Here is a 20,252-nt window from a genome sequence, read left to right on the forward strand (position 1 = left end):
CTTTACTCTTGCTAACCACCTATAGTCCACGGTAACCCTTTTCGGCGCACAGGCGGTGAGCCCGCAATCACCGCCGGTCAGAACGGTGCGGGCTCGTCGGTCGCGTGCCGTCGGCGGCGCTCGGCCCGGATCCGTGCGGCATCGTTCTGCGCACGGGTGCGACGGCGGGTGGCGGGGTCAACGATGCGATCACGCCCGCGTGCGCCCAGGATTCCGGCGGACCTCGGACGGTATCGGTGACCGGTGGGCGCGACCAACTCGATCCCGCCGTCGGCGTTCACCTGCCAGTGACCGGAATGTTTGAGCCGGTGATGATTTCGACAGTAGGCGGTGAGGTTCCCCGCCGCCGTCGGACCTCCGGCGGCGGGATCGGAATGGTCGAACGGCCGATGATGATCGAGGTCCGTGTTCCAGGCGGCCACATCGCAGTGCAGCCATTCGCATCCGCCGGCCAGCACCCGCATCCAGGTGTCGAGCACGGTGCCGGGACGGTACGTGGTCGGGGTTTCAGAGTTCGGAACCCGCACCGGTTCGACGTCCGCGTCGGCGGCGATGTCGCGTGCGTGCGCCGCGTCGACGACATGAAAGGGGTCCATACACTGACGAGCCCGCGGGACATGATCCTCTGCGGCGGCACGGAAGGCGGGAGAGCCGTCCATCGACACCACCTGCACCTTGTCGCGCTCCTTCGCCGACTGTTGCTCGAAGAACTCCGAAAACGAGTCTCGGCCTCGGCCCTCGGTGATGTAGACGACCTTGCCGGTGTCGTGATCGCCGACGATGGTGAGGTACTTGTGCGGATGCCGGTAGCAGATTTCGTCGACTCCGATTCGATACAAATTCTCGAGCCTGCGCGAGTCGATCAACGCATCGACTGCCCGCGTGACGATGGAGGTGACCGTCCGCCATGCACAGCGCATCAAGGTCGACACCGAGGTCCGATCGGTGCGGGTGACCAACCACAGCACCATGTCCTCGAAGTCGCGTGTATGCCGTGCTGTCGGGCGCGCCCACGGAAATGTCCTCGGTCCGGACGCCGCAGGTCGGGCACTCGATCCGTCGGATCGGATACTTCAACCACACCTTGTGGCGGCCGAAGTCGAGATGGCGCCAGCGCGCGGCGCGTGGTCGTAGGCAGCGGCGCTCGTGTAGCCGCATGGGCACTTCACACGGCGTGCTGCGAGCCTGACGGTGACCTCGACGGAGTCGTCGGTGATCGACACATCCGACACCGATGCACCGGGGATTTGAAGCAGACAGTTAAATGCAGTACTGACGCGCACGTGCAGCGGTCCTCCGGGTTGAGGTTGGTGTAGGAACCCCGAAATCTAGAGACCCAACACGTGCGCGTCCCTCATTTCACCGGCAACTCGCCGACCACTGCGTCCAACAACCCACCCTGAACAGCAGAAATGACGCCCACACAAACCTCAGGAGCGCCACATGTGTTCTACACTAGCGAAAACCCTTGCGCTCCAGAATACCCCGACGGAACCCGCCCCTAGCCACTCCCTGCCACGATGACGGGGACGGTGGCGGCGACGATGATGGCGGCATTGAGGGCGTCGACGGATGCGCGCACGGCCCTGCCTGCCCAGTCGCCTTCGGCGATGTCCTTCGCCCGCTTCTTCACAGCGCGACGGTCGGCGTCCGGGAACAGCTTCGGGGCGGCGTCGACGGCGGAGAGGAGCGAGACCAGTGCGGCGGTGCGCGGAGTGGGCGTGACCCCGTCGAGGAGCGCGGCGCTCAGTTCGTTCCGCACCGCACGTTCGTGGCTGCCGTCGACCTCGGGCCACCGCGTGGCGGAAAAGATGCCGAGCACCTTGCTCTTCTCCTCGCGGACCCATCCCGCGGCGACGATGCGCCCGGCGAGTTCTTCGCGCAGATTCTTGGTGAGCTTCTCGATCGCTGCTTCCGGTTTCAGCGGCTTCGACCTACCGATGAGATCGACTGCCCGCGCGAGCAGCGGATCCTGCGGCCACGCGCCGTCCCGGACGACGAGGCGGCCCTTCTTCACGTCCTCACCGGGTTCGGCGGGCGTGACGACGTCGCCGAGGGCCAGTTCCAGGAGAACGGCGCCTGCGAGGACGCGCGGCAACCTCGTCGCGTCGACGACGGGCTTGCCCGAAGCGTCGTCGAGCAGCAGCAACAGCAGGTCTTCGGCGAGCAGCGTCATGCTTCCACGATAGGGGGACGGCGACGTGAAGTCCGGTGTCCGTTCAGCCGCCCCGGGGAATGTTTGCCGGTTACCGTGAAGGGGGAATGTTTCCGGGTATCAGCGGACGGTTGTCGGGCACCGCAGTCAAGCACGAGGAGCGGCTATGAGCGCGATCGGACACTGTCGGGCACTCCTGGCGGTCGCCGTCATTGCCTCGTCTGCCATGTTCGGTCAGATGGCGACGGCGTCTGCGGACGTGTGGCGGGCCCTTCCTGCCGACAAGCCGGCTTCGGCGGACGGTTCGGCCCTCGACCACATCGAGGAGATCAACGACCGCCAGCTGAACATGTTCGTCTACTCGGCGGCGATGGAGAAGGTGATCCTCCTCGAGGTCATCCGCCCCGCCGACACGAGCGTTCCCCGGCCGACCCTGTACCTGCTCAACGGTGCCGGTGGCGGCGAGGATTCGGCGACGTGGCAGGCGCGGACGGACGTGGTCAGCTTCTTCGCCGACAAGAACGTCAACGTCGTCACTCCCGTCGGCGGGGCGTACAGCTACTACACCGACTGGGAGAAGCCCGATCCCGTCCTCGGCGTGAACAAGTGGACCACTTTTCTCACCGAGGAACTTCCCCCGATCGTCGACGCCGCACTCGGAGCGAACGGCGAGAATGCGATCGCGGGTCTGTCGATGTCGGGCACATCCGTCCTGAGCCTGGCCGAGGCCGCCCCCTCGCTGTATCGCGCCGTCGGCGCGTTCAGCGGGTGCGCCCAGACGAGCACCAAACCGGGCCGGGACTACGTCACCTTCGTCGTCAGCTTCCGCGGCGGAGATGTCGAGAACATGTGGGGACCGCCCGACGACCCCGCCTGGGTGGCCAACGACCCCGTCGTCAACGCCGAGAAGCTGCGCGGCATCGACCTGTACATCAGCAATGCCACCGGGCTGCCCGGCATCCACGAGAACCTCAACGGCCCGGACATCAACGGAGATGTGGGTGTGCTGGCCAATCAGGTGATCATCGGCGGCATCATCGAGGCGGGTACCAACGAGTGCACCCATCAGCTGGCCGACAGGCTGAACGCGCTGGGAATCCCGGCCACGTACGACTTCCGGCCCACCGGCACCCACTCGTGGGGCTACTGGCAGGACGACCTGCACAACTCCTGGCCGATGATCGCCGGTTCCCTCGGCGTCTGACCGGGCGCACCCGACGTCGCATAGGGTGTTTCGGGTCACAGGACGACGAGAGGACGTGCATCGATGAGTTCGCCGGGAACTGCGCCTTCGAGCGACAACCATGGCCAGAGCTACGCCGAGGTCTACCGCCGGAGCGCCGACAGTCCCGAGGAGTTCTGGCTGGCCGCCGCCGGTGCCGTGGAGTGGGAGCAGCCGCCGACGCGGGCGCTCGACGACTCCGCCGCCCCGATGTACCGGTGGTTCCCGGACGCGTCGCTGAACACCTGCTTCAACGCCCTGGACCGGCATGTGCGCGACGGCAACGGGGACCGGGCTGCGTTGATCTACGACTCGGCGATGGTCCCCGACGCGTCCCGCACCTATACCTACGCAGAACTTCTCGACGAGGTGTCCCGGTTTGCCGGCGTCCTGAAGGACCAGGGCGTGGTGGCCGGGGACCGGGTGATCGTCTACATGCCGATGATCCCCGAAGCGGCGATCGCGATGCTGGCCTGCGCCCGCATCGGCGCCGTGCACTCGGTGGTGTTCGGGGGTTTCGCCGCGAAGGAACTCGCGACCCGCATCGACGACGCCGGACCGGTGGTCCTGGTGACGGCGTCGGGCGGCCTCGAACCGGGGCGCACCGTCGAATACCTCCCGATGGTGGCGAAGGCGCTGGAGTTGTCCGCCACCCCTCCGCACACGGTGATCGTCAAGGACCGCGAGCAGGTCCCCGGTTCGGCCGCCGACTACCAGGGCGGCGACGCGGCGTGGTTCGAATGGGACGCACTGGTGGTGGATGCCGCACCCGCGGAGCCGGTTCCGGTGGCCGCGACCGACCCGCTGTACATCCTGTACACGTCCGGCACCACCGGGAAGCCGAAGGGCGTGATCCGCGACAACGGCGGGCACGCGGTCGCGCTGACGTGGTCGATGCGCAACATCTACGACATCGGCCCGGGTGACGTGTGGTGGACCGCGTCCGACGTCGGCTGGGTGGTCGGCCACTCGTACATCGTCTACGGGCCGCTCCTCGCCGGTGCCACGTCCGTGCTCTACGAGGGCAAGCCGGTCGGGACCCCGGACGCGGGGGCGTTCTGGCGGGTGATCTCCGATCACGGGGTGTCGGCCCTGTTCACGGCACCGACCGCGATCCGCGCGGTGCGCAAGGCCGATCCGGACGCGAAGGAGATCGAGAAGTACGACATCTCCTCACTGAAGACGCTGTTCGCGGCGGGCGAGCGCCTCGACCCCGACACGTACGCGTGGGCGACCCGCGTCCTGGGCCGTCCCGTCGTCGACCACTGGTGGCAGACCGAGACGGGCTGGGCGATCTGTTCCAACCTGCGCGGGCTCGAACCGATGCCGCTGAAGGCCGGATCCCCCACCGTCCCGGTTCCCGGGTACCGGGTGCAGGTCGTCGACGGCGAGGGGAACGTGGTTCCGGCGGGGGCCGAGGGCAACATCGTGATCGGCCTGCCCCTGCCTCCGGGGACCCTGGCCGGGTTGTGGCGGGACCCGGAGCGGTACGTGAAGTCGTATCTCGCCACGTTCGAGGGCTACTACCTCACCGGCGACTCCGGGTACATCGACGAGGACGGGTACGTGTTCGTCCTCGGGCGCAGCGACGACGTCATCAACGTTGCCGGACATCGCCTTTCGACCGGAAGCATGGAGGCCGTGGTCGCGGGACACTCCGCGGTGGCCGAGTGCGCGGTGGTCGGGATCCGCGACGAACTCAAGGGCCAGCGGCCCAGCGGCTACGTGGTGCTCAAGGCCGGCGTCGACATCGACCCCGAGACACTCCGCACCGAACTGGTCGCAATGGTGCGTGAACAGATCGGGGCCGTCGCCACGTTCCGCGACGTGACGGTCGTGCAGGCGCTGCCCAAGACCCGCTCCGGCAAGATCCTGCGCAAGACGATGCGGCAGATCGCCGACCACGAGGAGTACACGGTGCCCTCCACCATCGAGGACGTCGCCGTACTCGACGCGCTGAAGAAGCAGTTGGGCGGCTGACCGCTCAGACCCGGACGGCCGCGTCGAGTGCCTGATCCACCAGCACCTCGACGCGGTCCGGCTCTAGTGGGTCGAGGTCGAACAGGATGCGGTAGATGATCGGCGCCACCACGTGGTCGATCACGTGCTCGACCGCGCCCTGAACACCCGAGGCGACCGGCTCCCCGCGTCCGACGATCGTCTCGATCTGGGTGCGGCAGAACGTCGCGCACTGGAGCGGATTGGTCTCGCCGCTCATCACGACGTCGCGCAGCGCCGCCCGCCCCACCGGCGAGGACATCTCCTCGAGGTACTCCTGCGCCCAGGCGACGAGGTCGCCTCGCACACTGCCGGTTTCGCGCGGAGGTGTATCGGGACGCAGTCGCTCGATCGCGACGTCCGCGAACACCTCGGTGATGTCACCCCAACGCCGGTAGATGGTCGACGGAGTGATCCCGGCGTCGGCGGCGATCATCGGGACCGTGATGTCTGCTCGGTCGCGCTCGTCGAGGAGCTTGCGGGTGGACGCGTGCACCGCCTGCTGGATGCGGGCGCTGCGCCCGCCGGGGCGTGGACCTGGAGCCGGACTCATGACCCCATGCTAACGCAAAGATGTTGCATTAAGAATGGCTGCGGCGTAGCGTTCGTTAACGCAAACCTTTTGCTTTAACGTTCTCCGGGAGTAGCCCATGCCGACCCTTGCACCCGAAGCACCACCGACCTCTCGGCCCGCGCTGCGCCGCCGCGCCGCATTCACGCTCGTCGCGGTCGTGATCGCCACCCTGCTCGGCGCGTCCGCCGCCCCGACACCGCTGTACGAGCTGTACCAGTCGAACTGGGGCTTCTCCTCGCTGCAGTCGACGCTCGTCTTCGGCATCTACGCCCTGAGCCTGCTGCTCGCACTGCTCACCGTGGGGTCCCTGTCGGACTACGTCGGCCGGCGCCCCGTGCTGATCACGGCGCTCGCGTTCGAGGCCGTCTCGATGATCATGTTCGCGACCGCCGAAGGCATCGGACTGCTGCTGCTCGCCCGGGTGGTGCAGGGATTCGCGACCGGCGCCGCGATCAGCGCCCTCGGCTCCACCCTCCTCGACCTCGAACGCACACCGGGACGCGGCGCCACCGTCAACAGCATCGCGCCCACCGCCGGTCTCGCGCTGGGCGCCATCGGATCGAGCCTCATCAGCGAGCACCTTCCCCGGCCAACCAGCACCGTGTTCCTGGTGCTCCTCGCGCTGTTCGTCGCCGAGATCCTCGGCATCTGGGCCGCACCCGAGACGGCGGTCCGGCAGAAGGGTGCGCTGGCGTCGATGCGGCCGGCGCTCGCGGTCCCGGCCACCGCACGGAGAATGCTCGTCGCCACGGGCCCCTGCCTGATCGCCGTGTGGGCACTCGGCGGCTTCTACCTGTCGCTCGGACCGTCACTCGCCCGCAACGCGCTCGACGTGCACACGTCGCTGATCGGCGCAGTCATGGTCGCGACGCTCACCGGGACCGGCGCACTCGCGGTGTTCCTGCTGCGCAACGTCGCGGCACGGCGCATCCTCGCAGTCGGAGCGTCGGCCCTCGTCGCCGGCGTCGCCGTCACCCTGGTCGGCGCCGAAACATCCTCGGCACCCTTGATTCTCGCGGGAACCGCGGTGGCGGGCATCGGGTTCGGCGCGGGCTTCCAGGGCACCATCCGCACCGTCATGCCGCTCGCCGAACCGCACGAGCGGGCAGGGCTGCTGTCGAGCATCTACGTGATCGCCTACCTCGCCAACAGCCTTCCGGCGCTGGTCGCCGGATACCTCGTCGGGCAGGTCGGACTCGTCGACACCACCCGCATCTACGGCGGACTCGTCATCGTCCTCGCCGCGGCGGCCCTCCTGCGCAAAGCGCCCGTGAGTACTTCTTAACCGCCCGCGGTTAACAAGTACTCACGGGGTCTTGATCTCGCCGTACCGGGCCAGGGCCTCCTGCCGTTCGTGGGCGTGGTCGACGATCGGCGGCGGATAGTCCTCGGGGCGGCCGTCTTTCAGGGCGTGGACGGCCTTCCCGGAGATCCCGCGCAGTTCGGGCACCCACCGCCGCACGTATTCGCCGTCGGGGTCGAACTTCTCCCCCTGGGTCGTCGGGTTGAACACCCGGAAGTACGGCGACGCGTCCGTCCCCGACCCCGCCGTCCACTGCCAGCCGTGCTGGTTGTTCGCCAGATCGCCGTCGACGAGCTGGTTCATGAAGAAGCGGGCGCCCCGCCACCACGGCAGGTGCAGATCCTTGACGAAGAACGACGCGACGATCATCCGCACCCGGTTGTGCATCCAGCCTTCGGCTTTCAGCTGACGCATCCCGGCATCGACGATCGGGAATCCCGTCCGGCCCTCGCACCACGCCGTGTACGCCTCCTCGGCGTCGGGCCCGCTGTCGTAGCGGATGTGGTCGAAGCGGCGGTCGTAGTTTCCCCGTGCGCTGTCGGGGCGCTGGAAGAGGATGTCGGCGTAGAAGTCCCGCCACGCGAGCTGCCGCCGGTACTGCTCGGCACTCTTGCTGCGGCGGCGGGCGAGGTCGCGGAGCATCGTCCGCGGATGAATGTTGCCGTACTTCAGGTACACCGACATCCGGCTGGTCGCGTCGAGCCCCGGACGATCCCGCGCGTCCTCGTACCCGGCGAGGTCGTCCTCGCAGAACTCCGCCCACCGTTCCAGAGCCGCCGCCTCACCGGCGGTGTACCCGTCGGATTCGGGTTCGGGGATCGTCACCCGCCGCGTCTTCACGTCGTCCGGGTCCATCCACTCCACCGTCGCGGGCCCGGTGTCGATCGGCGCGCGCCACCCGTGCTCGAGCCACTGCCGGAAGTACGGGGTGAACACGCGGTACGGTTCCCCGTCCGCCTTGGTCACCCGGCCGGGCGCCACGGCGTACGGCGAACCGGTGGCCACCAGATCGACGTGCTCGGCGACGGCGGCATCCCGCTCGCGACCGTAGGGTCCGTAGTCGGCGCTGACATGCACTTCTCCGGCCGCGACCTTCTTCGCCACCCGCGGAACCACGTCGACGGGATCGCCTTTCACCACCAGCAGCCGGCCGTCGAGCCGGTCGTCCAGTGCGGCGAGGCTGCGGAACAGGAAGTCCCGGCGGGCGCCGCCCGACGTGGTCAGCAACCGGTCGTCGAGAACGAACAGGCCGAGCGCACCCGCCCCCGACTCGGCGACCGTGTGGAGCGTCGGCAGGTCACCGAGCCGGAGGTCGCGGCGGAACCAGACGAGTGCGGTGTCCATGTCTGCCACGGTAACGAAATGCGGGCCGCTCAGTTGGTGGAGCGAGCCGAAGACAGCACCGACAGGTACGGGGCGTCGATGTCGTAGTGCGTGAACGCCGACAACGCCGCGCGGGCGAACGTCCGCTGCACCGCCCACTGCCTGCCGGGCTTGGTTCGCGCGGTGATCCGCAGCGTGACCGATTCCGCGGTCACCGAGTTCACGCCCAGCAGTTCCGGGGGTTCGAGCACGTCCGCCGCGATCGCGTCGCCCTTGGCCGCCTCGGTGACGGCCTCCAGCGCCACCTCGCACGCCCGTTGCACGTTGGCGGCGTGCGCGATCGGCAGATCGACCACCGCGACCGCGTACCCCTGGCTCATGTTGCCGACGCGGACGATCTCACCGTTGCGGCAGTACCAGAGGGTGCCGTTGACGTCGCGGATCGTGGTGACCCGCAGACCCACCGTCTCGACCGTTCCCACGGCCTCACCGAGGTCGACGACGTCGCCGACCCCGTACTGATCCTCGAGCAGCATGAAGATGCCCGACAGGAAGTCCCGGACCAGATTCTGCGCACCGAAACCGAGTGCGACACCGATCACACCGGCGGACGCGATGAACGGCGCGACGTTGACGCCGAGGACGGCGAGCACCTGGAGCACCACCCAGATGAGGACCACGATCGACACCGTCGACTTGAGCACCGACCCGATCGTCCGGGCGCGTTGCGCGCGACGCTCGTTGACCATGGCTTCCTTGACACCGCGCGGGGCGCGTTCCCGCAGAGGCCGGAGCATGGCCGGCTTGTCCGAGGGCTCCCGGGGACGCGTCATCCGGTCGATCATCCGGTGCAACGCGAATCGCAGTACGAGCGCCAGGACGACGTAGGTCGCGATCTCGGCCGGCCGGTGAATCAGCCAGTCACGGTTGGTTTCGGTCAGTTCGAATGCCTGCAGCGAAGGAAACATCCTCAACGAGTGTACGGACGAGACACGCTCTCACAACTGCCATCCGCACGCTCTGTGGTCGCGCCCACGGCACAATGCAGGGGTGACCGTCACCGACTCAGCCAGTGTCCTCGTGGTCGACGACGACGAGGACGTGCGGACTTCGCTCGAACGCGGCCTGCGCCTGTCCGGATTCACCGTCCTCACCGCCGTCGACGGCGCCGACGCACTGCGGGTGGTCAGCGAGCAGCGCCCGGACGCGATGGTCCTCGACATGAACATGCCGGTCATCGACGGCACCGGCGTGGTGACCGCGCTGCGCGCCATGAGCAACGACATCCCGATCTGTGTGCTCAGCGCCCGCGACACCGTCGACGACCGCATCTCCGGTCTGGAGTCGGGCGCCGACGACTACCTGGTCAAGCCGTTCGTCCTCGCCGAACTGATCGCGCGGATCCGGGCGATGCTGCGCCGGCACGGAACGACCACCGCCGCGCCCGCCGACTCGCCCGCGACCCCGCCGATTCGGATCGGTGCGCTCGAGATCCGCATGTCCGCACGCCGGGTCTTCATGGCGGGCGAGGAGGTGACACTGACCAAGCGGGAATTCGAACTGCTCGAGGTTCTCGCCCGCAACGTCGGCATCGTGCTGAGCCGCGAGCGGCTCCTCGAACTGGTGTGGGGGTACGACTTCGTCGCCGACACCAACGTGGTCGACGTCTTCGTCGGCTACCTGCGGCGCAAGTTCGAGGTCGGTGGTCAGCCGCGCCTCCTGCACACGGTCCGCGGAGTGGGGTTCGTGCTGCGGGAACCGTCGTGAAACGGTCGTTCTCCCTCCGGACCCGTGTGGCCGCCGCGACGGCGCTCGGGGCGACGATCATCGTCGTCGCGCTCGGCATCCTGGTGTCGCTGGCGATCAACCGGAACAACCTCTCGCAGCTCGACCGGCGGCTAGAGACGGCGTCGGATGTCCTCGTGCCCAACGCCGCCACCGCCGGGCTGTTCCTCGGGGCGCTCGGCGACAAGGGCGCGTTCGCGATCACGATCCGTTCGGCCGACGGCAACACCGTGCTGGTCAGCACCCCCACCCAGCTGCCCGAACTCGATCCGGGCACACAGACCGTCGAGGTCGGTGACACGCAGTACCGGGCGTACACCGCCACCGTGCCGCTCCTCGGCACCCGGATCTCCCTGGCCGTGCCGTACGCCGAAGCGCAGGACGTGACGTCCGAGCAGCAACGGCAGGTGGCCCTGGTGGGGGTCCTCGCCGTCGCCGCCGCCAGCGGCCTCGGGTGGCTGTTCGGGGGTCGTGCGGTGCGACCCCTGGTCGACCTGACCGGCCGCATCGTGCGCCGCGAACCGAAACTGACACCCACGTCCTCGGGGGTGCGGGAGGCCGACGAACTGGCGTCCGCCGCCGAGTCGATGCTGCGCGACGTCGCCGAGGCGCAGGCCGCGACCACCGCCGCCCTCGCCACCGCCCGCGATTTCGCCGCCGTGTCGGCGCACGAACTGCGCACGCCGCTCACCGCGATGCGCACCGACCTCGAGGTCCTCACCACCCACGACCTGACTCAGCCGCAGAGGGACGAGATCCTTCACGACCTCGCCCGGGCGCAGGGGCGGGTGGAGTCGACGCTGTCCGACCTCGAGCGCCTCGCCCGCGGCGAACTGTCCACCGACAAGGACTTCGTGGACTGCGACCTCGTCGACATCAGCGACCTCGCCGCGGAGGAGGCGATGCGTCACAACCCCGGCCTGCAGGTGACCGTCGACGCGGCCCCGGTGACGGTCCGCGGCATGCCCGGCGGACTGCGCCTCACCCTGGACAACGCCATCAAGAACGCGGTCCGGCACGGCGGCGCCACCGCGGTGACGATCACACTGAGAGCGGCCGACGGCATCACCACCGTCGTCGTCGACGACAACGGTTCCGGGGTGCCCGAGGCCGAGCGGACCGCCGTGTTCGAACGGTTCCACCGCGGTTCCAACGCGACGAAGAGCGGATCGGGCCTGGGCCTCGCGCTCGTCGCCCAGCAGGCCGCATTGCACAACGGCAGCGCACGTTTCGAGGTCAGCCCGCTCGGCGGCGCACGGCTCGTCGTGGAATTGCACACCGACACGACCCGGAAAGCGGAAAGCCCCGCCTCACCGTGAGGTGATGCGGGGCCTTCGGACCGTGGAGACTATTCCTTCACGTCCAGCAGGTCGATCATGAACACCAGCGTCTTGCCGGACAGCTGGTGTCCGGCGCCGGCGGGACCGTAGGCGAGCTCCGGCGGGATGGTGAGCTGACGACGTCCGCCCACCTTCATGCCGGGGATGCCGTCCTGCCAGCCCTTGATGAGGCCACGCAGCGGGAACTGGATGGACTCGCCGCGGCTCCAGGAGGAGTCGAACTCCTCGCCGGACTCGAACTCGACGCCGACGTAGTGCACCTCGACGGTGCCACCGGGGACGGCCTCGGCGCCCTCTCCGACGACCACGTCCTTGACAACCAGGTCGGTCGGGGCGGGTCCCTCTTGGAACTCGATCTCGGGCTTGGTCATGTGTCCTCCTCGATGAGGGCTCTATGGTTCGGCACAGGCGTTCGCGATCAGCGACCTGTGACGTCCTTGTAGTCACGCTCGGTGTAGCCGGTGTAGATCTGGCGCGGACGGCCGATCTTCGTAGCGGGATCTTCGTGCATCTCGCGCCAGTGTGCAATCCACCCGGGCAAGCGGCCCATGGCGAACAGAACGGTGAACATGCGCGTCGGGAAGCCCATGGCGCGGTAGATCAGACCCGTGTAGAAGTCGACGTTCGGGTACAGCTTGCGCTCGACGAAGTAGTCGTCGGTCAGCGCCGCCTCTTCGAGGGCCATCGCGATCTCGAGCAGTTCGTCGTCGCCGCCGAGCTTGTCGAGGATGGTGTGTGCCGTCTGCTTGACGATCGCGGCGCGCGGGTCGTAGTTGCGGTAGACGCGGTGCCCGAAGCCCATGAGCTTCACGCCGTCTTCCTTGTTCTTGACCTTGCGGACGAAGTCGCCTGCGTTGCTGCCGCTGGCCTTGATCTCGTCGAGCATCTCCAGCACCGCCTGGTTGGCGCCGCCGTGCAGCGGGCCCCAGAGTGCGTTGATGCCACCGGAAATCGAGGTGAACAGGTTGGCGTCGGAGGAGCCGACCAGGCGGACCGTCGACGTGGAGCAGTTCTGCTCATGGTCGGCGTGCAGGATCAGCAGCATGTCGAGTGCCTTGGCGATCTCGGGATCGATCTCGTAGGGCTCCGCGGGGAAGCCGAACGTCATCCGGAGGAAGTTCTCGACGAGGTTCAGGGAGTTGTCCGGGTACAGGAACGGCTGCCCGACGGACTTCTTGTACGCGTAGGCGGCGATGGTCGGCAGCTTCGCGAGAAGGCGGATGGTCGACAGTTCTACCTGTTCCGGGTCGGCCGGGTCCAGGGAGTCCTGGTAGTACGCGGACAGCGCGTTGACGGCGCTGGACAGGACCGGCATCGGGTGCGCGTTCCGGGGGAACCCGTCGAAGAACCTCTTCAGGTCCTCGTGCAGCAGGGTGTGGCGCCGGATCCGGTCGGTGAACGACTCCAGCTGCGCCGGAGTGGGCAGCTCACCGTAGATCAGCAGGTAGCTGACCTCGATGAAAGTCGACTTCTCGGCCAGCTGTTCGATCGGGTATCCGCGGTAACGGAGGATCCCCTTCTCACCGTCGATATAGGTGATCGCGGAGCTGGTGGAGGCGGTATTGACGAAACCCGGGTCCAGGGTGGTGTACCCGGTGCTGGCGAGCAGCTTGCCCAGTTCGATACCGTCATTGCCCTCGGTTGCCCTGGCAATGGACATCGTGTGCTCACCACCAGGGTAGGTAAGCGTGGGCTTTGTGTCATTGTCAGGCACGAAGCATCCCTCTCAAGCTCAAACCAATGAGTAACAACTTCATTCAGGTAGAAACTAGCCCCACTCTGGCCTGCCTGCCGAAGGCGGGTCCGCTCAGGGGCCGTGACGCGGCCTCCCCGCGGGATGCGTGGCGACCTCGGGGAAGGGTCGGCGAACGGGTTGGTCGAGTGTCCGATTTGCCCGCACGGCGCGGGAGCGGAATCCGTGGGGGCCAGTTGCCCGGGACTGGACTGGCCTCGTTACCTGCACCGATGCCGAGGACGGCGAAGAACGCACGCCGTGGCACCCGGTGCAGTGAGGGAAGTACAGAGGCTGGCACAAAGACCGTCGGCCGCGACGGGAGAACCCCCGCCGGACGTATCGGCCGGACCGCGACCGGTGTTACACCGTCTCACCAAGTGGGCACCCGGCGGTCGAAAATCGAACCGCTACGACCCCCGCGCCGACATGCCCCACACACCGGTCCACTGCTGTCCCGGAGCGAGCACCAATTGATCGATTCCGGAGTTGAACGCATCCGGCGGGCACGTCATCGGTTCCAGGGCCAGCGCCCGGCCGCGGCCCGGGTACGACTTGCCCGCGTCGGGATCCGCGACGAACGCCTGCAGCCAACCGAACTCCCGGGCCGCCCACAGGACCGTTCCGGTGCCGTCCGGTGCGCGCAATTCGTGCCGCGACCTGCCGTCCACGTCCACATCCAGTGCGCTGAACGGGGTGTCGAGGGCCACACCCGCCAGCGTCCGAGGGCTGGTGAAGTCGTAGTCGGTGCCCGCGACGGCCTGCGAACCGCCGCTGGGCAGCATCCGCTCGTCGAGCGGCAGCCGGGTGCCTGCCGACAGGCGCAGCGTGCACTCGTCGAGGGGAAAGTCGCCGGCGCGGACGTAAGAGTGGAAACCCATCCCGAACGGCGCCGGGATGGCCCCCGTGTTGGTGGCGGTGTGCGTCACGGTCAGACCGTCGTCGCCCAGGACGTAGTCGACGGTGAGCCGCAGCGGGTACGGCCACCCCTTGTGGAGGCCGACGTCGATCGACAACTCGATGCGGTCGTCGGCGTGATTGACGACACGCCAGTCCCGGCGACGGACGAATCCGTGGCTCGCGTTGGCGAACCCCGGCTCCGTGATCTCGAGCTGATGGTCGATGCCGTCGAAGGCGAACCGGCCGTCGCGGATCCGGTTGGGCCACGGCGCGAGGATCAGCCCGGCCGACAGCGGGGGCCGGGTGCCGAGGTCCCACGTCTCGGTGAGCGCCGTCGGCCCGTCCGGACCGTCCCGTTCGAGTAGCCGGAGTCCGGCACCGGTGGCCGCGATACCGGCCCGGTAGCCGCCGCCCCGGATCTCGAATCCAGCCGCGGCAGGCCTGTCCGTCTTCGACGACTGTGATTCACCCATGCATTTCAGTGTGCACGAGATCTGCACGAGATATGTGATGGCGCACGGGAACCTAGCGCGTGACCTTGTACCGCATCAGCGCCGGGAACGCGAGCGCGGCGATCACCACGCCGATGACGACGAGGACGCCGCCACCGGCCGCGGCGACGCTCGTTCCGACCGCCGCGGCCGCTGCGCCGTGCAGGACGTCGCCGATCCGCGGACCCCCGGCGACGACGACGATGAAGACGCCCTGGAGTCGTCCGCGCATCTCGTCCGTGGCGACCTGCTGGAGCATGGTGCTGCGGAACGCCGCGGAGACCATGTCGACGGCGCCGCCGAACGCGAGGAACGCCAGAGCGATCCACAACAGGGCGGGACTGCCGCCGGGTGAGGCGAGTCCCACGACGACGCCGAAGCCCACCATCGCCAGACCCCACAGCGCGATGCACACGATCACGGCGCGGCCCTGACGCCGGACCCTCGGCAGCCAGCCGGAGAACACGCCGCCGGCCACCGCGCCGACGGACATCGCCGCGAACAGCAGGCCGAGCGCCACACCGCCGGAGGCCGGGTCGCCGAACGTGTCGTGCGCGATCTGCGGGAACAACGCCCGCGGCATACCGAACACCATCGCGATGATGTCGACGACGAACGACGCGAGCAGCACCTTCTGGGTGGCGAGGTAAGCGAACCCGTCGAACACCTCGCGCAGCCCGGCGCGCCGGGACTCCCCCGTCGGCGGGATGGCCGGCAGCCGGAGTACCGCCCACAGGGTGGCCAGGAGGGCGATCGAATCGACGAGATACAGCGTCGACAGCCCGACCACCGGAATCATGACCCCGGCGAGCAACGGTCCGGCGATGGCGCCGAACTGCATGACCGTCATGTTGAGCGAGTTGGCCGCGGGCAGCTGTTCCACCGGGATGAGCCGCGGGATGATCGCGCTGCGGGTCGGCTGGTTGACCGCGAAGAATGCCTGCTGCAGACCCAGCAGTCCGAGCACCAGCCACACGTTGTTCAGGCCGAGCGCCGCCTGCACCCAGAAAAGCACCGCCGTGACACCGAGTCCGACGGTGGTGATCGTCAGCAGTTTCCGCCGGTCCATGACGTCGGCGAGCGCGCCGCCCCACAGTCCGAACACGACCAGCGGTACCAGCGCGAAGACACCGGTCAGTCCCACGTACGCCGAGCTACGGGTGATCTCGTACACCTGCTGCGGCACGGCGACGACGCTGAGCTGTCCGCCGATCACCGTCACGATCCCGGCCGCCCACAGGCGCCGGTAGTCCCGGTTCTGCAGCGGCGCCGTGTCGGCGAGCAGCCGCCGCTTCCTCTTCTCGGTGACGGTGTCGGTCATTCTTCCCTTAGCTCGTTTCCCATGCTCACTATTCCCCGGTCGTCACGGCTGCAGCCGCTCCACCGTCCACGAGCCGTCGACCAGCGACGTCCGGATGCGGTTGTGCATCCGGTTGGCGCGGCCCTGCCAGAACTCCACGACAGCGGGGCGGATCAGGATTCCGCCCCAGTCCGGCCGCACCGGGATGTCGACGTCGACGGGGAAACGCTCCGCCGCGTGCAGCAGCGCGGCGTCCAGTTCGGCCCGTGAACCGATCGGTCGCGACTGCTCGGACGCCCACGCCCCCAGCCGGGATCCGCGGGGCCTGCTGTGCCAGTACTCGTCCGTGACCTCGGCACTCACGCGCTCGACCGGGCCGCGGACGGTGATCTGCCGGGCGACGGGCACCCAGGTGAACGTCACCGACGCGTACGGCACCGACTCCAACTGGCGGCCCTTGTCCGAGTCGTAGTTGGTGAAGAACAGCACACCGTCGGCACTCAGTCCCTTGCAGAGGACGGTGCGGGTGCACGGGTGTCCGTGCTCGTCGACGGTTCCGAGGGTCATCGCGTTGGGTTCGGGGACCCCGGACTCCACAGCGTCCTCGAGCCACCCGCGCATCAGGGGAAGCCAGCCGTCGCTCAGCTGGTCGGCGTCCAGATCGGAGTCGATATACGCTCCGTCGGCGCCCTGGTGTGCGTAACCGACGCGCATGGCCGCGAGGTCCTTGTTCACCGGTTTCGGGTGTTCTGCATCTGGAGACACAGCCGAGAACGCTACTCCCGGGTATGCACTGATCAACTCTCCGGTGACACCGGCTAAAGTTTTGGGGACCGAACCCGTCCCCTCGGATTGCAGCCGCGATCGTGCGATGCCCGGGGACGGCAAGTCGATTGCGCGGACGAGGGTGCCTGCCCATCCCGCATGCACGCCCAGCGCAATTGTCGAACGCCGAGACAGTGCCGCTCTGACCGGGGGCACTCGAACGAGGAGAGTCCACGAGCTATGTCAGCTAGCGCGGCAATACCGGACGATTTCGTCAGCGGACTGGAAGGCGTGGTCGCGTTCACCAGCGACATCGCCGAACCCGACAAGGACGGCGGCGCCCTGCGCTACCGCGGCGTCGACATCGAGGAACTCGTCTCCAAGCACGTCACCTTCGGCAACGTGTGGGCCCTGCTCGTCGACGGCCGCTTCGGCCCCGGACTGCCCCCGGCCGAACCCTTCCCCCTGCCCGTGCACACCGGCGACGTCCGCGTCGACGTCCAGGCCGGCCTCGCGATGCTCGCCCCCATCTGGGGATACCAGCCCCTCCTCGACATCGACGACGACACCGCCCGCGAACAACTCGCCCGCGCCTCCGTCATGGCCCTGTCCTACGTCGCCCAGTCCGCCCGCGGCATCTACCAGCCCGCCGTCCCGCAGAGACGGATCGACGAGGCGAAAACCGTCACCGAACGGTTCATGGTCCGCTGGAAGGGCGACCCCGACCCCGCCCACGTCGCCGCCATCGACGCCTACTGGGTCTCCGCCGCCGAACACGGCATGAACGCCTCCACGTTCACCGCCCGCGTCATCGCCTCCACCGGCGCCGACGTCGCCGCCTCCCTGTCCGGGGCCATCGGCGCCATGTCCGGCCCGCTGCACGGCGGCGCCCCCGCCCGCGTCCTGCCGATGATCGAGGACACCGAGAAGTCCGGCGACGCCCGCGCCCTGGTCAAGGGCATCCTCGACCGCAAGGAAAAGCTGATGGGCTTCGGGCACCGCGTCTACCGCGCCGAAGACCCCCGCGCCCGGGTGCTCCGCGCCACCGCCAAGCGCCTGAACGCACCCCGCTACGAGGCGGCCGCCGCCCTCGAGCAGGCCGCCCTCGCGGAACTGCGCGAACGCCGCCCCGACCGGGCCATCGAGACGAACGTCGAATTCTGGGCCGCGGTCATCCTCGACTTCGCCGAGGTCCCGGCGCACATGATGCCCGCGATGTTCACCTGCGGCCGCACCGCCGGCTGGTGCGCCCACATCCTCGAGCAGAAACGCCTCGGCAAGCTCGTCCGCCCCGCCGCCATCTACACCGGGCCCGCACCCCGCACCCCCGAGTCCGTCGAGGGCTGGGACCAGATCGCCCACACCAGCTGACCGTCTTCCCCGCCTGAATCAGTAAGGAACAGAAAGTAGCGATGACCTCCACACCGATCATCCCCGCAGACCTCCTGCCCGCCGACGGACGGTTCGGCTGCGGACCCTCCAAGGTTCGCCCCGAACAGCTGCAGTCGCTGGTCGAGGTGGGCGCCTCGGTGTTCGGCACCAGCCACCGCCAGAAGCCCGTGAAGGACGTCGTCGCCAGCGTGCGGTCCGGCCTCGCCGATCTGTTCTCCCTGCCCGAGGGTTACGAGGTGGTGCTCGGCAACGGTGGCACCACCGCGTTCTGGGATGCGGCCGCATTCGGCCTGATCCGGGAGAAGTCGCTGCACCTCACGAACGGCGAGTTCAGCTCCAAGTTCGCGTCGGTCGCGAAGAACAACCCGTTCATCGGTGACCCGATCGTCGTCTCCGCCGACCCGGGCAGCGCGCCCGAACCGGTCTCCGATCCGTCCGTCGACCTCATCGGCTGGGCGCACAACGAGACGTCCACGGGTGTCGCGATCCCCGTCTCGCGTCCCGCGGGCTCGGAGAACGCGCTCATCGCCATCGACGCCACCTCCGGCGCCGGTGGTCTGCCGGTGAACGTCGCCGACGCCGACGTGTACTACTTCGCGCCGCAGAAGTGCTTCGCCGCCGACGGCGGCCTGTGGATCGCGCTGATGAGCCCGAAGGCGCTCGAGCGGGTCGCGGAGATCAAGGATTCGGGTCGCTGGACCCCCGACTTCCTGTCGCTGCCCATCGCCGTGGACAACAGCTCCAAGGACCAGACGTACAACACGCCCGCGGTCGCGACGCTGCTGCTGCTCGCCAACCAGATCGACTGGCTGAACGGCAACGGCGGCCTCGACTGGGCCACGTCGCGTACCGCCGATTCGTCCTCGCGCCTGTACCAGTGGGCCGAGGCCAGCGACTACGCCACACCGTTCGTCACCGATCCCGCGCACCGCTCGCAGGTCGTCGGCACCATCGACTTCGACGACAAGATCGACGCCGCCCAGGTGGCGAAGATCCTGCGGGCCAACGGCGTCGTCGACACCGAGCCGTACCGCAAGCTGGGCCGCAACCAGCTGCGTGTCGGCATGTTCCCGGCGATCGATCCCGAGGACGTCTCGCAGCTCACGAAGAGCATCGACTGGGTCGTCTCGCAGCTCGGCTGAGACCCGGCACCTGTACCCGTCAGCCCCCGGCACCGAAGTGCCGGGGGCTGACGGCGTCTCGGGGTCAGTCCGTGTCGAGGAAGCGGTGGAACGGCGCGAGCGCCTCGTCGCCGAGATGCGGCCCGCTCACCTGGATCTCGACGCTCGCCGCATCGAGCACGTCGGCGCAGCCCAGCGTGAACCGCGGTCCGTCGGGGAGAATCCGGGAGAAGTCCGCGGACGAGGCCGCGTAGACCACCCGCGTGATCCCGGCCCACACCATCGCCGCACTGCACATCGGGCACGGCTCACCACTCGCGTACATGGTGGCGCCGACCAGGTCGCCCGTTCGGCCTTCACCGCAGGCGGTGGTGATCGCGTCGAGTTCCGCGTGCTCGGTGACGTCGGCGGACGTCGCCACGGAGTTGGCGCCCTCACTGATCACGTGACCGTCGGCGCCGACCGCGACCGCACCGAACGGCCTGTTGCCCGCGTCCCCCGTCTCGTCGGCGAGTTCGATGGCCCGCCGCAGGTGGGCAAGGTCCACGTCGTCGACATCGCTCTGGCTCATCGACTCAGATCCACTTCTGTTCCGACGCCCCGTTGCCGGGCTGTGTCGATCAGTATGCGCGCCGCGGCGAGGTCCTGGAGGCCGATCCCGACGGAGTTCTCCAGCGTGATCGCCCCCGTCCAGGTCACCCGCACGAGTCAGCGCGCACCCCGCAGGACGGATCGATCGGGAAACGAGGAAGCGTAGCGCGCACCCGACGCCGGAACGGGATTTACCCGCGCGTGTCCTGCCGCGCGGGCTGTCACGAATGAATTACAGTTGCCGGGGCGCAGAGTCGCGA

17 protein-coding genes and 1 pseudogene are annotated in these 20,252 nt (G+C 68.4%); 7 read left to right on the plus strand and 11 right to left on the minus strand.

Annotated features, from left to right (window positions below):
* Positions 1-77 precede the first annotated feature (77 nt).
* Positions 78-1,283 (minus strand): annotated as a pseudogene (locus BLV94_RS50980) (transposase).
* 218 nt (positions 1,284-1,501) lie between these two features.
* Positions 1,502-2,176: a GOLPH3/VPS74 family protein gene (locus BLV94_RS19750; protein ID WP_072944776.1), complete on the minus strand. Its 675-nt coding sequence runs from the start codon at positions 2,174-2,176 to the stop codon at positions 1,502-1,504.
* Between the two features lie 145 nt (positions 2,177-2,321).
* Here BLV94_RS19750 and BLV94_RS19755 point away from each other — a divergent pair, with 145 nt between their 5' ends.
* Together BLV94_RS19755 and BLV94_RS19760 are read left to right on the plus strand one after the other, a co-directional pair.
* Entirely contained in the window at positions 2,322-3,359 is a 1,038-nt protein-coding gene (locus tag BLV94_RS19755) for an alpha/beta hydrolase (RefSeq protein ID WP_072944778.1), read from the plus strand.
* Between the two features lie 63 nt (positions 3,360-3,422).
* On the plus strand, positions 3,423-5,357 hold the full coding sequence (locus BLV94_RS19760) for a propionyl-CoA synthetase (protein ID WP_072944780.1): 1,935 nt from the start codon (positions 3,423-3,425) through the stop codon (positions 5,355-5,357).
* A gap of 4 nt (positions 5,358-5,361) precedes the next feature.
* Here the strand turns inward: BLV94_RS19760 and BLV94_RS19765 are convergent, their stop codons facing one another.
* Positions 5,362-5,928, minus strand: a complete 567-nt coding sequence (locus BLV94_RS19765; RefSeq protein ID WP_072944782.1) for a TetR/AcrR family transcriptional regulator — start codon at positions 5,926-5,928, stop codon at positions 5,362-5,364.
* Positions 5,929-6,025: 97 nt separating this feature from the next.
* Between BLV94_RS19765 and BLV94_RS19770 the strand changes: the two genes are divergently transcribed.
* Positions 6,026-7,234, plus strand: a complete 1,209-nt coding sequence (locus BLV94_RS19770; RefSeq protein WP_072944784.1) for an MFS transporter — start codon at positions 6,026-6,028, stop codon at positions 7,232-7,234.
* A gap of 21 nt (positions 7,235-7,255) precedes the next feature.
* Here BLV94_RS19770 and BLV94_RS19775 read toward each other — a convergent pair whose 3' ends face one another.
* Positions 7,256-8,596 (minus strand): cryptochrome/photolyase family protein, encoded by a 1,341-nt coding sequence (locus tag BLV94_RS19775; protein WP_072944786.1) that lies wholly within the window; start codon positions 8,594-8,596, stop codon positions 7,256-7,258.
* A 29-nt stretch (positions 8,597-8,625) separates the two neighbouring features.
* Positions 8,626-9,543: a mechanosensitive ion channel family protein gene (locus tag BLV94_RS19780; RefSeq protein ID WP_072944788.1), complete on the minus strand. Its 918-nt coding sequence runs from the start codon at positions 9,541-9,543 to the stop codon at positions 8,626-8,628.
* An 82-nt stretch (positions 9,544-9,625) separates the two neighbouring features.
* Here BLV94_RS19780 and BLV94_RS19785 point away from each other — a divergent pair, with 82 nt between their 5' ends.
* Positions 9,626-10,342, plus strand: a complete 717-nt coding sequence (locus BLV94_RS19785) for a response regulator transcription factor (protein ID WP_072944790.1) — start codon at positions 9,626-9,628, stop codon at positions 10,340-10,342.
* A complete protein-coding gene (locus tag BLV94_RS19790) occupies positions 10,339-11,679 on the plus strand; it encodes a sensor histidine kinase (RefSeq protein ID WP_072944791.1) in 1,341 nt (446 codons plus the stop codon). The genes BLV94_RS19785 and BLV94_RS19790 overlap by 4 nt, the downstream gene beginning before the upstream one ends.
* A 29-nt stretch (positions 11,680-11,708) precedes the next feature.
* Here the strand turns inward: BLV94_RS19790 and BLV94_RS19795 are convergent, their stop codons facing one another.
* The 5 genes from BLV94_RS19795 to pdxH form a co-directional block, all read right to left on the minus strand.
* The gene (locus tag BLV94_RS19795; protein ID WP_072944793.1) at positions 11,709-12,071 is read right to left on the minus strand and encodes an FKBP-type peptidyl-prolyl cis-trans isomerase; all 363 of its coding nucleotides are present in this window, start codon (positions 12,069-12,071) and stop codon (positions 11,709-11,711) included.
* Positions 12,072-12,118: 47 nt separating this feature from the next.
* A complete protein-coding gene (locus BLV94_RS19800) occupies positions 12,119-13,414 on the minus strand; it encodes a citrate synthase (RefSeq protein WP_072944795.1) in 1,296 nt (431 codons plus the stop codon).
* Positions 13,415-13,842: 428 nt separating this feature from the next.
* A complete protein-coding gene (locus BLV94_RS19805) occupies positions 13,843-14,805 on the minus strand; it encodes an aldose 1-epimerase family protein (protein WP_072944797.1) in 963 nt (320 codons plus the stop codon).
* 52 nt (positions 14,806-14,857) lie between these two features.
* On the minus strand, positions 14,858-16,144 hold the full coding sequence (locus BLV94_RS19810; protein ID WP_072944798.1) for an MFS transporter: 1,287 nt from the start codon (positions 16,142-16,144) through the stop codon (positions 14,858-14,860).
* 42 nt (positions 16,145-16,186) lie between these two features.
* Positions 16,187-16,858, minus strand: coding sequence for a pyridoxamine 5'-phosphate oxidase (gene pdxH / locus BLV94_RS19815; RefSeq protein ID WP_083395616.1), 672 nt, complete (start codon positions 16,856-16,858; stop codon positions 16,187-16,189).
* Between the two features lie 270 nt (positions 16,859-17,128).
* On the opposite strand from pdxH, the gene BLV94_RS19820 reads away from it, so the two are divergent.
* Both BLV94_RS19820 and serC read left to right on the plus strand, forming a co-directional pair.
* Positions 17,129-18,259 (plus strand): citrate synthase 2, encoded by a 1,131-nt coding sequence (locus BLV94_RS19820; RefSeq protein WP_005244097.1) that lies wholly within the window; start codon positions 17,129-17,131, stop codon positions 18,257-18,259.
* A gap of 41 nt (positions 18,260-18,300) precedes the next feature.
* The gene (gene serC / locus BLV94_RS19825) at positions 18,301-19,422 is read left to right on the plus strand and encodes a phosphoserine transaminase (protein WP_072944802.1); all 1,122 of its coding nucleotides are present in this window, start codon (positions 18,301-18,303) and stop codon (positions 19,420-19,422) included.
* 64 nt (positions 19,423-19,486) lie between these two features.
* Here the strand turns inward: serC and BLV94_RS19830 are convergent, their stop codons facing one another.
* Complete coding sequence (locus tag BLV94_RS19830; protein ID WP_015888807.1) at positions 19,487-19,972, minus strand: nucleoside deaminase; 486 nt, start codon at positions 19,970-19,972, stop codon at positions 19,487-19,489.
* Positions 19,973-20,252: the final 280 nt, after the last annotated feature.

The organism is Rhodococcus koreensis (assembly GCF_900105905.1).
Taxonomy (GTDB): Bacteria; Actinomycetota; Actinomycetes; order Mycobacteriales; family Mycobacteriaceae; genus Rhodococcus_F; species Rhodococcus_F koreensis.

Coding starts and splice junctions, on each gene's coding strand:
- BLV94_RS19750 (WP_072944776.1), bottom strand. CDS start 2,176: ATGACGCTGCTCGCCGAAGACCTGCTGTTGCTGCTGCTCGACGACGCT.
- BLV94_RS19755 (WP_072944778.1), top strand. CDS start 2,322: ATGAGCGCGATCGGACACTGTCGGGCACTCCTGGCGGTCGCCGTCATT.
- BLV94_RS19760 (WP_072944780.1), top strand. CDS start 3,423: ATGAGTTCGCCGGGAACTGCGCCTTCGAGCGACAACCATGGCCAGAGC.
- BLV94_RS19765 (WP_072944782.1), bottom strand. CDS start 5,928: ATGAGTCCGGCTCCAGGTCCACGCCCCGGCGGGCGCAGCGCCCGCATC.
- BLV94_RS19770 (WP_072944784.1), top strand. CDS start 6,026: ATGCCGACCCTTGCACCCGAAGCACCACCGACCTCTCGGCCCGCGCTG.
- BLV94_RS19775 (WP_072944786.1), bottom strand. CDS start 8,596: ATGGACACCGCACTCGTCTGGTTCCGCCGCGACCTCCGGCTCGGTGAC.
- BLV94_RS19780 (WP_072944788.1), bottom strand. CDS start 9,543: ATGTTTCCTTCGCTGCAGGCATTCGAACTGACCGAAACCAACCGTGAC.
- BLV94_RS19795 (WP_072944793.1), bottom strand. CDS start 12,071: ATGACCAAGCCCGAGATCGAGTTCCAAGAGGGACCCGCCCCGACCGAC.
- BLV94_RS19805 (WP_072944797.1), bottom strand. CDS start 14,805: ATGGGTGAATCACAGTCGTCGAAGACGGACAGGCCTGCCGCGGCTGGA.
- BLV94_RS19810 (WP_072944798.1), bottom strand. CDS start 16,144: ATGACCGACACCGTCACCGAGAAGAGGAAGCGGCGGCTGCTCGCCGAC.
- BLV94_RS19820 (WP_005244097.1), top strand. CDS start 17,129: ATGTCAGCTAGCGCGGCAATACCGGACGATTTCGTCAGCGGACTGGAA.
- serC (WP_072944802.1), top strand. CDS start 18,301: ATGACCTCCACACCGATCATCCCCGCAGACCTCCTGCCCGCCGACGGA.
- BLV94_RS19830 (WP_015888807.1), bottom strand. CDS start 19,972: ATGAGCCAGAGCGATGTCGACGACGTGGACCTTGCCCACCTGCGGCGG.